The 14,630-nt window shown below is 61.9% G+C and carries 11 protein-coding genes and 1 tRNA gene; all 12 read right to left on the bottom strand.

Translation table 11 applies throughout. From position 1 onward, the window contains the following. Window positions 1–25: 25 nt before the first annotated feature. Window positions 26–1,471 carry a 16S rRNA (cytosine(967)-C(5))-methyltransferase RsmB gene (rsmB, locus tag AC07Z7_RS10925; protein ID WP_494766237.1) on the bottom strand — a complete coding sequence of 482 codons (1,446 nt, stop codon included), beginning with the start codon at window positions 1,469–1,471 and terminating at the stop codon, window positions 26–28. Between the two features lie 32 nt (window positions 1,472–1,503). Beyond that, window positions 1,504–2,100 carry a LemA family protein gene (locus AC07Z7_RS10920; protein ID WP_494766236.1) on the bottom strand — a complete coding sequence of 199 codons (597 nt, stop codon included), beginning with the start codon at window positions 2,098–2,100 and terminating at the stop codon, window positions 1,504–1,506. Window positions 2,101–2,254: 154 nt separating this feature from the next. Continuing rightward, on the bottom strand, window positions 2,255–6,490 hold the full coding sequence (gene rpoC, locus AC07Z7_RS10915) for a DNA-directed RNA polymerase subunit beta' (RefSeq protein ID WP_094289373.1): 4,236 nt from the start codon (window positions 6,488–6,490) through the stop codon (window positions 2,255–2,257). A 21-nt stretch (window positions 6,491–6,511) separates the two neighbouring features. Further along, a complete protein-coding gene (rpoB, locus tag AC07Z7_RS10910; RefSeq protein ID WP_094289375.1) occupies window positions 6,512–10,624 on the bottom strand; it encodes a DNA-directed RNA polymerase subunit beta in 4,113 nt (1,370 codons plus the stop codon). A gap of 267 nt (window positions 10,625–10,891) precedes the next feature. Further along, window positions 10,892–11,269, bottom strand: a complete 378-nt coding sequence (rplL, locus tag AC07Z7_RS10905; RefSeq protein WP_005797571.1) for a 50S ribosomal protein L7/L12 — start codon at window positions 11,267–11,269, stop codon at window positions 10,892–10,894. Between the two features lie 40 nt (window positions 11,270–11,309). Further along, a complete protein-coding gene (gene rplJ / locus AC07Z7_RS10900; RefSeq protein WP_063459214.1) occupies window positions 11,310–11,834 on the bottom strand; it encodes a 50S ribosomal protein L10 in 525 nt (174 codons plus the stop codon). A 239-nt stretch (window positions 11,835–12,073) separates the two neighbouring features. Beyond that, window positions 12,074–12,769: a 50S ribosomal protein L1 gene (gene rplA / locus AC07Z7_RS10895; RefSeq protein WP_094289377.1), complete on the bottom strand. Its 696-nt coding sequence runs from the start codon at window positions 12,767–12,769 to the stop codon at window positions 12,074–12,076. A gap of 1 nt (window position 12,770) precedes the next feature. Further along, window positions 12,771–13,202, bottom strand: a complete 432-nt coding sequence (rplK, locus tag AC07Z7_RS10890) for a 50S ribosomal protein L11 (protein WP_094289379.1) — start codon at window positions 13,200–13,202, stop codon at window positions 12,771–12,773. Between the two features lie 159 nt (window positions 13,203–13,361). After that, window positions 13,362–13,958, bottom strand: a complete 597-nt coding sequence (gene nusG, locus AC07Z7_RS10885; protein ID WP_094289381.1) for a transcription termination/antitermination protein NusG — start codon at window positions 13,956–13,958, stop codon at window positions 13,362–13,364. Next, on the bottom strand, window positions 13,955–14,341 hold the full coding sequence (gene secE / locus AC07Z7_RS10880) for a preprotein translocase subunit SecE (protein ID WP_137748877.1): 387 nt from the start codon (window positions 14,339–14,341) through the stop codon (window positions 13,955–13,957). The genes nusG and secE overlap by 4 nt, the downstream gene beginning before the upstream one ends. Window positions 14,342–14,432: 91 nt before the next feature. Then, window positions 14,433–14,508: transfer RNA gene (locus AC07Z7_RS10875), tRNA-Trp, on the bottom strand. Window positions 14,509–14,522: 14 nt separating this feature from the next. After that, on the bottom strand, window positions 14,523–14,630 hold a 108-nt coding region (locus tag AC07Z7_RS10870; RefSeq protein WP_494766270.1), incomplete at its 5' end, for an EF-Tu C-terminal domain-related protein.

Below are 14,630 nucleotides of genomic sequence, written 5' to 3'. Positions count from 1 at the left end.
CAACCAATGGACCCCAGCGGGCCCATTACGGCGATTTTTGCAACAGTGCGTAAAAAAATCCGTCGTGGTCACCGATCTGATTGTCCGGGACTGCCCCGCCCTTGTCCGCGTTGCCGGGAATTAAATGGCCCGGCGAAGGCTGCAATTGCGCATCGGTGTTGTGCGCAAGAAACGTTTGCACCTGGGCGTCGCCTTCTGCGCGGAACACCGAGCAGGTGCAGTACAGCAGGCGCCCACCGGGGCGCAGCAGGGGCCACAGGGCCTTCAGCAGCTGCGCCTGCAAAGTGGCGAGTTGGGCAATGTCGCTCTCCCGGCGCAGCCAGCGCACATCGGGGTGGCGGCGCACGATGCCGGATGCGGTGCAGGGTGCGTCGAGCAAGATGGCATCGAACAGAGCACCACCACAATGCGCCTGCCACCAGTCCTGCGGGCGTGCAGCATCGGCCACCAGCACCTGGGCGCTCAGCCCCAGTCGCTGCAGCGTGTCGCCAATGCGGGCGCTGCGGGTGGCATCAACCTCCAGCGCCGTGACATGCATCGGCGCGCCGGGGGCGGCCATCTCCAGCAGGTGCGCGGTTTTGCCGCCGGGGGCGGCGCAGGCGTCCAGCACCCGCAGGGGCTGGGCCAGGTCCAACCCCTGCAGCAGCAAGGGCGCCGCCATCTGGGCGGCGGCGTCCTGCACCGACGCCCAGCCCTCGGCAAAACCGGGCAGCGATGGCACGGGTACCGGGTGCTGCAAGGCCAGGCCCATGTCACCGGCGGGGGATGCTTCTAAATTGATAGCATTCAGCGCTTGCTGATAGCGCGGCAGCGTGCATTTTTGCTGATTAATCCGCAGCGTCATGGGCGCGTGGGCGTTGTTGGCCCGCAGGATCTGCTCCCAATGCTGCGGATGGTCCTTGCGCAGCCGCTGGATCCACCACGCCGGGTGGTTGAAGCGGGCCACCGGGTCGTTGTCGGTGGCGGCCACCAGGGCGTCGCGCTCCCGCAGAAAGCGGCGCAGGCAGCCGTTGATGAACGACGCCTGGGCCCGCGTGGCGGGATGGTGCTTGGCAGCCTCCACGGCCTGGTTGACCAGGGTGAAGGCTTCGTAGGGCGCCTCGTCCGGGTTCCAGCCCAGCGCCAGGGCCGTGCACAGCAGCGCATCGGCGGCGGGTGGCGGCGTGCGGGTGGCCAGCTGCCGACGCAGGGCGTCGGCGCGGCCCAGCTGCCGCAGCACCTGGAACAGCAGGGCCTGGACCCCGGGGCGCAGTCCCGCATCGACCGCCGCGAGGGCCGTCGCGCCCGACTGGCCGCTGCGAATGGCCTGCAAGGCCCCCGCAACAGCGGTCAACTGCTGCCACAGCGCCACCGCGCCAGGCGGCGTGGCGCCCGGAGCCCCCGAAGGCCCCCCACTGGCACGCGGACGTGACGGGCGGGAGGTGTGGCGGCCGCCAGGGTGGCCCGGGCGGTGGGAAGAAGGAGGATTCATCGTGGTCCTGAAAACCGGCTGCGGCGACCGCGCTACAGCGCGCGCGCCGCCTTGAAGCCAAAGACCCAGGCCAGCAGGCTGGCCGGGAACTGCGCAATGGCTGCGTTGTAATGCAGCACCGCATCGTTGAACACCTGGATGGCCTGGGTGTTTTGCTGCTGGTGCTCGTCCCAGCGGATCTGCCAGATCGACAGGGCCGTGAGGGCGGGCTCCGCCGCTGCCTCCGTCACAGCATCCGCGTCTGGGGCCCCGGTGGCGGGTTGCACCACGCCCACGGCGCCCAGCCAGGTGGCCAGCAACACATCGCGCGCTGCAGCCAGGGCCGCCACCGCTTCTGGCTGCAGCGGGCGCGCGCGCGCCACGGCCAGCGAGGCACTCAGCTGGGTGGTAGCGCCTTGCAAGGCCGCCACCTCCTGCTCGCCCGCACCGGCCAGCAGGCGCCCCCGCTGTACGGCGATCGCAGCATCAAACTCGCCCATCAAGGCCACCAGGCGCACCATGTGGGCGTCAAAGCTGCCAAACGACTGCACCACCGCCGAACGCAGCCGCATCAGGCGGTTGTAGGCCCCAAGGGCCCAGAACAGGAGGACGGCAAAAGCGATCCAGAAAAGGGGCGATGACCACAACATGCGCAGTTGCTGGTGGCGCGGGTTGCACGCGCTCCAGCCCGGGAAAAGGGGTGAGAAAAAAAAGGAAAGAACCTGGGCGTTCCGGCGTTCCATGAAAAACGCCCCCGGCCTGCCAGGGGACAGGGCGGGAGCGTTTCAGTGACAGCCGGAAGGCTTAGTCGGCCGCTGCGTCGGTCGCGGTGACGCTGCTGCCGTCGGCCTCGGAGGCGTCAGACTGGGCAGCCATTTCAGCCGCTTCGGCTTCGGCAATGGCGCGGCGCTCGGCGTCGTCCATGGCGTCCTTGGCCTTGCGTGCCTGGTGGTAAGCCAAGCCGGTACCGGCAGGGATCAGACGGCCCACGATCACGTTTTCCTTCAGGCCACGCAGCTCGTCGCGCTTGCCCATGATGGCAGCCTCGGTGAGCACGCGGGTCGTTTCCTGGAAGGAAGCGGCCGAGATGAACGAGTCGGTGGACAGCGATGCCTTCGTGATACCCAGCAGCAGGTTGCTGTAGGTCGCGGGGATCTTGCCTTCGGACTGCAGAGCCTCGTTGGTGTTGAGGATCTCGGACCGCTCGACCTGTTCGCCAGCGATGTAGTTCGACTCGCCGACGTTCTCGACCACAACGCGGCGCAGCATCTGGCGAACGATCACCTCGATGTGCTTGTCGTTGATCTTCACGCCTTGCAAGCGGTACACGTCCTGCACTTCATCGACGATGTAGCGCGAGAGTTCCTCGATGCCCAGCAAACGCAGGATGTCTTGCGGGTCGGCGGGGCCGTCCACAATCGATTCGCCCTTGTTCACCACCTGGCCTTCGTGCACCAGGATGTTCTTTTCCTTGGGCACGAGTTCTTCGAACACGCGGCCTTCGGGATCGGTGATCTGCAGACGGACCTTGCCCTTGGTTTCCTTGCCGAACGACACCGTGCCGGTCATTTCGGCCAGCGTGCCCTTGTCCTTCGGCGTACGGGCTTCGAACAGCTCGGCCACGCGGGGCAGACCGCCGGTAATGTCGCGGGTCTTCTGGCCTTCGACCGGAATACGCGCCAGCACTTCGCCGGGGCCCACGTCCTGGCCGTCGCGCACCTGGATCAGCGCGCCGACCTGGAAGCCGATGGTCACCGAGTGGTCGGTGCCAGGGATCTTCACTTCGTTGCCCTGGGCATCGATCAGCTTCACCTGCGGACGCACGACCTTGGCTGCGCCACGGCGCTTGGGGTCGATCACCACCAGCGTGGACAGGCCGGTCACTTCATCGACCTGCTTGGCCACCGTGAGGCCTTCTTCGACGTTCTCGAACTTGGTCTGACCGGCGAACTCGGTAATGATGGGGCGCGTCAGCGGATCCCAGTTGGCGAGGATGGTGCCAGCCTTGATGGTCTGGTCGGCCTTCACCGTCAGCGTCGCGCCGTAAGGCACCTTGTGGCGTTCGCGTTCGCGGCCATGCTCGTCCTGGATGATGATTTCACCCGAACGCGCAATCACCACCAGCTCGCCCTTGGTGTTGCTCACGTAGCGCATCGTGGCATTGAAGCCGATCACGCCGTTGGACTTGGCTTCCACGCTCGATGCGATGGCAGCGCGCGAAGCGGCACCACCGATGTGGAAGGTACGCATGGTCAGCTGCGTGCCGGGCTCACCGATGGACTGGGCAGCGATCACACCCACGGCTTCGCCGAGGTTGATCAGGCCGCCGCGGCCCAGGTCGCGGCCATAGCACTTGGCACACAGGCCGTAGCGGGTTTCGCAGGTCAGCGCGGTGCGCACCTTCACCTCGTCCACACCAGCGGCTTCGAGTTCCTCGATGAGGTCTTCTTCCAGCATCACACCGGCAGACACCAGCACGGCGCGGGTTTCGGGGTGCAGCACGTCTTCGGCTGCGGTGCGGCCCAGGATACGGTCGCGCAGCGATTCGATCACTTCACCGCCTTCAACGATGGCGCGCATCAGCGAGCCATTGGCGGTGCCGCAATCTTCTTCCGTCACGACCAGATCCTGCGTCACGTCCACCAGACGGCGCGTCAGGTAACCGGAGTTGGCGGTCTTCAGCGCCGTGTCGGCCAGACCCTTACGGGCACCGTGGGTGGAGATGAAGTACTCCAGCACGTTCAGACCTTCGCGGAAGTTCGCGGTGATAGGCGTTTCGATGATCGAGCCGTCTGGCTTGGCCATCAGACCCCGCATACCGGCCACCTGGCGAATCTGCGCAGCAGAACCCCGGGCACCGGAGTCGGCCATCATGTAGATGGAGTTGAAGGACTCCTGATCCACTTCCTTGCCATGGCGGTCCACGACCTTCTGCTTGGACAGCTGGGCCATCATCACCTTGGACACTTCGTCGCCGGCCTTGCCCCAGATATCCACCACCTTGTTGTAGCGCTCGCCAGAGGTGACCAGACCGGACACGTACTGCTGCTCGATCTCCTTCACTTCCTTCTCGGAGCGCTCGATGATGCCGGCCTTTTGGGGCGGCACCAGCATGTCGTCAATGGCGATGGAAATACCGGCGCGCGTGGCCAGACGGAAGCCGTTTTGCAGCAGCTTGTCGGCAAACACCACCGTTTCCTTCAAACCGCACTTGCGGAAGGACACGTTGATCAGGCGCGAGATTTCCTTCTTCTTGAGCGCCTTGTTCATGTTGGAGAACGGCAGACCCTTGGGCAGGATCTCGGACAGCAGCGCACGGCCCACGGTGGTTTCCACCAGCGAAGTCGATGGCTCGAACTCACCGGTTTCCTTGTTCTTGCTCCACTCGGTCATGCGCACCGTGATCTTGGCGGCCAGTTCGACCTGGCCTGCGTCCAACGCGCGCTGCACTTCACCGGTGTCCGCAAACACCAGGCCTTCGCCCTTACCGTTGATGCGGTCGCGGGTGGCGTAGTACAGGCCCAGCACCACGTCCTGCGAAGGCACGATGGAGGGTTCGCCCGAAGCGGGGAACAGCACGTTGTTGGAGGCCAGCATCAGCGTGCGGGCTTCCATCTGCGCTTCCACCGACAGCGGGACGTGGACAGCCATCTGGTCACCGTCGAAGTCGGCGTTGAAGGCCGCGCAAACGAGGGGGTGCAGCTGGATGGCCTTGCCTTCGATCAGGATGGGCTCAAAGGCCTGGATGCCCAAACGGTGCAGCGTAGGCGCACGGTTCAGCATCACGGGGTGTTCCTTGATGACCTCTTCCAGGATGTCCCACACCACGGGGGTGCCGGATTCGACTTCCTTCTTGGCGGCCTTGATCGTCGTCGCGATGCCCATGGCTTCGAGGCGCGAGAAGATGAAAGGCTTGAACAGCTCCAGAGCCATCAGCTTGGGCAGACCGCACTGGTGCAGCTTGAGCGTTGGGCCCACGGTAATCACGGAACGACCAGAGTAGTCCACGCGCTTGCCCAGCAAGTTCTGGCGGAAGCGACCGCTCTTGCCCTTGATCATGTCGGCCAGGGACTTCAGCGCACGCTTGTTGGCGCCTGTCATGGCCTTGCCGCGGCGGCCGTTGTCCAGCAGCGAGTCAACGGCTTCCTGCAGCATCCGCTTTTCGTTGCGCGCGATGATTTCGGGAGCCTTCAGCTCCAGCAGGCGGCGCAGACGCGAGTTGCGGTTGATGACGCGGCGGTACAGGTCGTTCAGGTCGGAGGTCGCAAAGCGGCCACCGTCCAGTGGCACCAGCGGACGCAGGTCCGGTGGCAGAACGGGCAGCACTTCAAGCACCATCCACTCGGGCTTGATGCCGGACTTCTTGAACGCTTCCAGCACTTTCAGGCGCTTGGCGTTCTTCTTGACCTTGACTTCGGAGCCGGTCAGGTCGCCGCGCAGCTTCTCGATCGACAGGTCGATGTCGATGGATTCCAGCAGGTCCTTGATACCTTCCGCGCCCATCTTGGCGATGAACTCGTCACCGTATTCCTTGCGCTTCGCGTCGTAGTCGTCCTCGGACATGATGCTGAACTTCTTCAGCGGGGTCATGCCGGGGTCGGTCACCACATAGGCTTCGAAGTACAGCACGCGTTCGATGTCGCGCAGCGTCATGTCGAGCACCAGGCCCAGACGCGAAGGCAGCGACTTCAGGAACCAGATGTGGGCGCAAGGCGCGGCCAGGTCGATGTGGCCCATGCGCTCGCGGCGCACCTTGGTTTGCGTGACTTCAACGCCGCACTTCTCGCAGATCACACCGCGGTGCTTCAGGCGCTTGTACTTGCCACACAGGCACTCGTAGTCCTTGATGGGACCAAAAATCTTGGCGCAGAACAGGCCGTCGCGCTCGGGCTTGAACGTGCGGTAGTTGATGGTCTCGGGCTTCTTCACTTCACCGAAAGACCACGAACGGATCTTCTCGGGCGAAGCCATGCCGATGCGGATGGCATCGAAATGCTCGTCCGGCGTGAATTGCTTGAACAGGTCGAGTAGCGATTTCATAGTGACTCTTTCCTTTTCTGCTTAGGAGCGTTCCAGCTCGATGTCCAGGCCCAGCGAACGGATTTCCTTGACCAGCACGTTGAACGATTCCGGCATGCCGGCTTCGATGGCGTGTTCGCCCTTGACGATGGATTCGTACACCTTGGTACGGCCCACCACGTCGTCGGACTTCACGGTCAGCATTTCCTGCAGCACATAAGCGGCGCCGTAAGCTTCCAGCGCCCACACTTCCATTTCCCCGAAACGCTGGCCACCGAACTGGGCCTTGCCGCCCAGCGGCTGCTGCGTGACGAGCGAGTAAGGACCGGTCGAGCGGGCATGCATCTTGTCGTCCACCAAGTGGTGCAGCTTCAGGTAGTGCATGTAGCCGATGGTCGTCGGGCGCTCAAAGCGCTCGCCCGTGCGGCCGTCAAACAGGTACGCCTGGGTGCGCGTGGACGTGAGGCCCTTGCGCTCGGCGATGTCGTCCGGGTAGGCGATCTTGAGCATGTCCTTGATTTCTTCTTCCGAAGCACCATCGAACACAGGCGTTGCGTAAGGCACACCGTTGGTCAAGTTTTCCGCCATCGCCATCAGGTCGTCGTCGCTCAGTTGCGACAGATCTTCCTTGCGGCCGCGCGAGTTGTAGACCTCTTCGAGGAACTTGCGCAGCTCAGCCGCCTTGGCCTGCTCGCGCAGCATGTCGCCAATGCGCTGGCCAATGCCCTTGCCGGCCCAGCCCAGGTGGACTTCCAGCACCTGGCCAATGTTCATCCGCGAGGGCACGCCCAACGGGTTCAGAACGATGTCGGCAGGCGTGCCGTCGGCCATGTAAGGCATGTCTTCAACCGGAACGATCTTGGACACCACACCCTTGTTACCGTGGCGGCCGGCCATCTTGTCACCAGGCTGCAGGCGGCGCTTGACGGCCAGGTATACCTTGACCATCTTGAGCACGCCCGCAGGCAGCTCGTCGCCTTGCGTGAGCTTCTTGCGCTTTTCTTCAAAGGCCAGGTCGAAGCTGTGGCGCGTCTGCTCCAGCGCGTTCTTGATGGATTCGAGCTGGGTGGCCACTTCGTCTTCAGCAGGGCGGATGTCGAACCAGTGGAACTTCTCGACCGAGGCCAGATAAGCCTTGTCGATCTTCGTGCCCTTGGCCAGCTTTTGCGGGCCGCCGTTGGCGACGCGGCCGGTCAGCAGCTTTTCGATACGGTCGAACGCGTCGGCCTCGACGATGCGCAGCTGGTCGTTCAGGTCCAGGCGGAAGCGCTTGAGTTCATCATCGATGATCTGCTGGGCGCGCTTGTCGCGCTGGATGCCTTCACGGGTGAACACCTGCACGTCGATCACGGTGCCCGACGAGCCCTGGTCCACGCGCAGCGAGGTGTCCTTCACGTCGGAAGCCTTCTCGCCGAAGATGGCGCGCAGCAGCTTTTCTTCAGGCGTGAGGGTGGTCTCGCCCTTGGGCGTGACCTTGCCGACCAGCGTGTCGCCGGGTTGCACCTCGGCGCCCACGTAGATGATGCCGGACTCGTCCAGACGGTTCAGTTGCTGCTCCGACAAGTTCGGAATATCGCGCGTGATTTCTTCAGCGCCCAGCTTCGTGTCGCGGGCCATGACCACCAGTTCCTCGATGTGGATCGAGGTGTAGCGGTCTTCGGCCACCACGCGTTCGGAGATCAGGATCGAGTCTTCGAAGTTGTAGCCGTTCCAGGGCATGAAGGCGATCAGCATGTTCTGGCCGATGGCGATTTCGCCAAAGTCCGTCGATGCGCCGTCGGCCACCACGTCACCCTTGACCAGCTTGTCTCCCTTCTTGACGATGGGGCGCTGGTGGATATTCGTGTTCTGGTTGGAACGCTGGTACTTGATGAGGTTGTAGATGTCCACACCCACTTCACCGGCCACGGCTTCGTCGTCGTTCACGCGCACCACGATGCGGGTGGCGTCCACGTAGTCCACTATACCGCCACGGTTGGCAGTGACCACCGTGCCCGAGTCCACAGCAGCCACGCGCTCGATACCCGTGCCCACCAGGGGCTTTTCGGGGCGCAGCACAGGCACGGCCTGGCGCGACATGTTGGCGCCCATCAGCGCGCGGTTCGCGTCGTCGTGCTCCAGGAACGGAACCAGCGATGCGGCCACCGACACGATCTGTGCAGGCGACACGTCCATGTACTGCACGCGATCGGCGCCGCACAGGATGGATTCACCCTTTTCACGGGCAGAGACCAGCTCACCCGTCAGGCGACCATCCTTGTCCAGGGTGGCGTTGGCCTGCGCGATCACGTACTTGCCTTCTTCGATGGCCGACAGGTAGTCGATCTCGTTCGTCACCTTGCCATCGGCCACGCGGCGGTACGGCGTTTCGATGAAACCGTACTCGTTCAAGCGGGCGTACAGGGCCAGCGAGTTGATCAGGCCGATGTTCGGGCCTTCAGGCGTCTCGATAGGGCAGACGCGGCCGTAGTGGGTCACGTGCACGTCACGCACTTCGAAGCCTGCGCGCTCGCGGGTCAGACCGCCTGGGCCCAGGGCGGACACGCGGCGTTTGTGCGTGATTTCGGCCAGTGGGTTGGTCTGGTCCATGAACTGCGACAGCTGAGAGGCGCCGAAGAATTCCTTCAGCGCAGCCGAGATCGGCTTGCTGTTGATCAGGTCGTGGGGCATGAGCGGCTCTTGCTCGGCCTGGCCCAGACGTTCCTTCACTGCCTTCTCGATACGTGCCAGGCCGGTGCGGTACTGGTTCTCGGCCAGCTCGCCCACGCAGCGCACGCGGCGGTTGCCCAGGTGATCGATGTCGTCGACTTCGCCGTTGCCGTTGCGCAGGTCCACCAGGATCTTGACCACCGCCAGGATGTCCTCATTGGACAACACCATGGGGCCGGTGGATTCGTCACGGCCGATCTTGGCGTTGAACTTCATACGGCCCACGCGCGACAGATCGTACGTGTCGGGGTTGTAGAACAGGCGCTGGAACAGGGCCTGCACGGCGTCTTCCGTTGGCGGCTCGCCGGGGCGCATCATGCGGTAGATGGCCACGCGCGCAGCGAACTCGTCCACCGTTTCGTCGATGCGCAGGGTCTGCGACATGTACGCGCCCTGGTCGAGTTCGTTGGTGTAGATGCACTGCACATCTTGCACACCGGCGCTGCGCAGCTTCTTGAGCAAGGCTTCGGTCAGCTCGTCGTTGGCCTTGGCGATGATTTCACCCGTGTCAGCATCGACGATATTGCGGGCCACCACGCGGCCGATCAGGAAGTCTTCGGGCACGCTGATGTGCGTGGTACCGGACTGCTCCAGTTCGCGGGTGTGGCGGGCCGTGACGCGCTTGTCCTTGGCCACGACCACTTTGCCGGACTTGTCGGTGATGTCGAAACGGGCCACTTCGCCGCGCAGGCGCTCGGAGACGAACTCCATCTGCGCGCCGCTGTCCATCAGACGGAAGTTGTCGTTGACGAAGAAGTTCGCCAGGATGGACTCGGGGTTCAGGCCAATGGCCTTGAGCAGGATCGTGACCGGCATCTTGCGGCGACGGTCCACGCGGAAGTACAGGATGTCCTTCGGATCAAACTCGAAGTCCAGCCACGAGCCGCGGTAAGGGATGATGCGTGCCGAGAACAGCAGCTTGCCCGAACTGTGCGTCTTGCCTTTGTCGTGCTCGAAGAACACGCCCGGCGAACGGTGCAGCTGCGACACGATGACGCGCTCGGTGCCGTTGATGATGAACGAGCCCTTGTCGGTCATCAGGGGCACTTCGCCCATGTAGACCTCTTGCTCCTTCACTTCCTTGACCACTTTGGACTGGGAGGTCGAAGACTCGCGGTCATAGATGATCAGCTGGACCTTGGCGCGCACGGCCGAGGCGAAGGTCAGACCACGCGTCTGGCACTCACGCACATCGAATGCAGGCTTGGCCAGGTTGTATTCGATGAACTTCATCTCCACAAAGCCGTTGTGAGAGACGATGGGGAAGGCAGCGTCGAATGCAGCCTGAAGGCCTTCGATGGTTCTTTTCTGGGGTGCTTTATCAGCCTGCAGGAAAGCGGTGTATGCGTCCTTCTGCATCTGCAGCAGATAGGGAACTTCGAGCACGCTATCGCGGGTGCCGAAACTTTTGCGAATTCGCTTGCGTTCGGTGTAGGAATAGGCCATGAGATCTCCGGGCAAAGACATGAGTCCTGGGTCTTCGACGACTGACCCGCAAGGAGCGCTGTCTTTGCGGGCTTGGCGGTTGGCCACTACCAACCATGGCGGACGGTGATGCATTGCACATCACCCGAACCAAGGCGTCTTCTGCTGTCGGGATTGACAGAAGACACTCGCAAACCCTAACAATGGGCAGGGCTTGCGGGTGCGCTCTGAAAGCACCAAAGGCTGGAGGCCCTTTGAGGAGCACTCCAGCCCTTGAGCGGGACCGAATTACTTGAGTTCGGCCTTGGCGCCAGCTTCCACCAGCTTCTTGACGGCAGCTTCGGCGTCAGCCTTGGCAATGCCTTCCTTGACGTTCTTGGGAGCGCCGTCCACCAGATCCTTGGCTTCCTTGAGGCCCAGACCCGTGATTTCACGCACTGCCTTGATGACGGACACCTTGTTGGCGCCAGCGTCGGTCAGCACCACATTGAATTCCGTCTTTTCTTCAGCAGCAGCAGCGCCAGCGCCACCACCGGCAGCAGCAGGAGCAGCCATGGCTGCAGCGCTCACGCCAAACTTCTCTTCAATGGCCTTCACCAGGTCATTGAGTTCCAGGACCGTCATGCTGTCCAGCGCGGTCAAAAATGCGTCTTTGTCGAATGCCATTTTGATTTCCTAACAATTTTGTTGGTTAACTGCCGAGCGTTCAAGCCGCGACAGGTTCGGCGGCCGGAGCGGCTGCGCCTTCGCCTTTTTTCGCCGCCAGTGCGCCCAGCACAACGGCCGTACGCGACATGGGGGACATAAGCAAGCCACAAATCTGAGCCAGCAGCACTTCCTTGGAAGGGATGTTGGCCAGTTGCTTAACGCCGTTGACGTCCAGGGCTTTGCCACCGAAAGCGCCGCCACGAATCACCAGCTTGTCGTTGGTCTTCGAGAAATCGGCCACCACTTTCGCGGCTGCCACAGCGTCTTCGGAGAAGCCATAGATCAGAGGACCGGTCATCTGGTCTGCCACCACGTCAAACTGGCTGCCAGCCACAGCACGGCGGGCCAGGGTGTTCTTCAGAACACTCAGGCTCACGCCCTTGCTGCGAGCTTCCACGCGCAGTTTGGTCATGTCGGCGACCGTGATGCCACGGTATTCCGCGATCACAAGCGTTTGAGCTTTAGCGGCGAGGCTGGTCACTTCACTGATGACCGCTTCTTTCTCACTGCGATTAAGACTCAAGGTCTACTCCTTAAATTGCACATTTGGGTTTTCACCCTCGTGCGCGCTCTTGTTGCAGCGACCAACTGTTTCGGAACGGATTCCATCTGCAGCGGGATCGCCATCTGCGTTGGCCCCAGAGGGATTAAGTACAAACAAGTTGCACACCAACGGTCTTGGATGGCCTGAAAGCACCTTTGACAGCACCATCAGCCCACCACATCAGGCCTTTTGACAGGCCTGAAGATTTCTTATCGCAATTACGCTGCGATGGATTGCGTATCCACGCGGACGCCAACGCCCATCGTGGAGGACACAGCAACCTTGCGCAGGTACAGGCCCTTACTGGTTGCGGGCTTTGCCTTGTTCAGAGCTTCGATCAGTGCAGCCAGATTGCCTTGCAGCTTTTCGTTGTCGAACGAGCGACGACCGATCGTGCTGTGCACGATGCCGGCCTTGTCCACGCGGAACTGCACTTGACCTGCCTTGGCGTTCTTCACAGCCGTAGCAACGTCAGGCGTCACCGTGCCCACCTTGGGGTTGGGCATCAGGCCACGTGGACCCAGGATCTGGCCCAGCGTACCCACAACGCGCATTGCGTCAGGGGCTGCGATCACCACGTCGAAAGGCATGTCACCAGCCTTGACTTGGGCAGCCAGGTCGTCCATGCCAACGATGTCGGCGCCAGCGGCCTTGGCTTCTTCCGCCTTGGCACCTTGTGCGAACACGGCCACGCGCGTCGTCTTGCCAGTGCCGTTAGGCAGCACCACGGCGCCACGAACCACTTGGTCGGACTTCTTGGCATCGATGCCCAGCTGAACGGCCACATCGATGGATTCGTCGAACTTGGCCGTAGCGGCCTCCTTCACGATCGCAACTGCGTCGGCGAATGCGTACAGCTTGGTACTGTCAACCTTGCCTTGCAGGGCTTTTTGCTTCTTGGTCAGCTTGGCCATCTTACAAACCCTCCACCGTCACGCCCATCGAGCGTGCAGAGCCAGCCAGCGTGCGCACGGCGGCGTCGACGTTGGCAGCATTCATGTCTTTCATCTTGGTCTTGGCGATCTCTTCGAGCTGTTCGCGCGTGATCTTGCCGACCTTGACCTTCAATGCGTTGGAAGAACCCTTTTCGAGCTTGATGGCCTTCTTGATCAGAGTCGTCGCAGGCGGCGTCTTGATGATGAAGGTGAAGCTCTTGTCTGCAAAAGCCGTGATGACCACAGGCAGCGGCAGGCCGGGCTCGACACCCTGGGTCTGGGCATTGAATGCCTTGCAGAACTCCATGATGTTGAGGCCACGCTGGCCCAGTGCAGGGCCGATTGGTGGGGATGGATTGGCCTTACCAGCTGGAACTTGCAGCTTGATAAAACCGACGATTTTCTTCGCCATGTTTTACTCCTTACGGGTCATAACGCCTGCGCTGCACCATGCAGCCACCGGCTCCCCGGGGTTAACGACTCACCTTCGCGATGTCCGCACCGAGTCGAAAAGTGCGGCATCCATTTTTTGGACACGAAAACCTGAAAAGCCAGACTTCGGATCAACGGGTCAGGTCTTCTCGACCTGCCCAAATTCCAGCTCAACCGGCGTAGAGCGGCCAAAGATCATCACGGAGACGCGCACGCGGCTCTTTTCGTAGTTGACTTCTTCGACAGAGCCATTGAAGTCCGTGAACGGACCTTCCTTGACGCGAACCAGTTCACCAACCATGAATTCGATCTTGTGGCGGGGCTTGTCGGTACCTTCCTGCATCTGGCTGACGATCTTTTGCACTTCGTCTTCCGAGATCGGGGCGGGGCGATTCTTGGCCCCCCCCACAAAACCCGTCACCTTGTTGGTGTGCTTCACCAAGTGCCAGGTGTCGTCGTCCATGATCATTTCAACGAACACATAGCCAGGGAACAAACGACGCTCTGTCGTCTTGCGCTGGCCGTTCTTCATTTCAACGACCTCTTCGGTCGGCACCAGAATGCGGCCAAACTTGTCCTGCATCCCCGAGCGGCTGATGCGCTCCTGGATGTTGCGCTCCACCGCCTTCTCCATGCCGGAGTAGGCGTGAACAATGTACCAACGCAAATCGGGGTTTGCCGAAGCAGAAGCGCCTGCAGGAGCTTCTGCTCCAGTGATTTCCGCAGCGGTCGTCATGACTTTCTCCAGCCCAAAATCAAGTCGTACAACACCCACTCCAGGGTCTTGTCAGTGAACCACAGGAATAGCGCCATGATCACCACAAAGGCGAACACATACGCAGTCATCTGCAGGGTTTCCTTGCGCGTCGGCCAGACGACCTTCTTGACTTCACGCCATGCATCTTTCGCAAAAGCGACAAATTGACGCCCCGACTCCGACACCAGAAAAACACCCGCCGCCGCAACCAAGCCCACGATCAGCGCAGCCCACTGCACCACCGCACCTTGCTTGCCCAGCAAATAAAAGCCCGCTACCGATGCAATGACCAAGGCCACCACCGCTGCGAGCTTGGCCTTGTCTGCGCCTGTATTGACAGTTTCAACCTGTGATGTGGCCATCTTTGAGTGTTTCCTGCTTCCGATCCACGGCATCACTTAAGACACCGAAGCCCGCCAGGGTCTGGCGGGCTTGTTGTGGGCCACTTTCAAGTGGCAGGGGCAGTAGGAATCGAACCTACAACCTTCGGTTTTGGAGACCGACGCTCTGCCAATTGAGCTATACCCCTATATACCTTGCCAATTAGGCAATGATCTTGGCCACGACGCCAGCGCCCACCGTGCGGCCGCCTTCGCGGATAGCGAAGCGCAGACCTTCTTCCATGGCGATGGGGTTGATCAGCTTCACAGT

It is taken from the genome of Acidovorax sp. GW101-11A03 (assembly GCF_059424825.1).
Note: the sequence above shows the minus strand (reverse complement) of the source record. Positions and strands in the feature narration are given on the sequence as shown.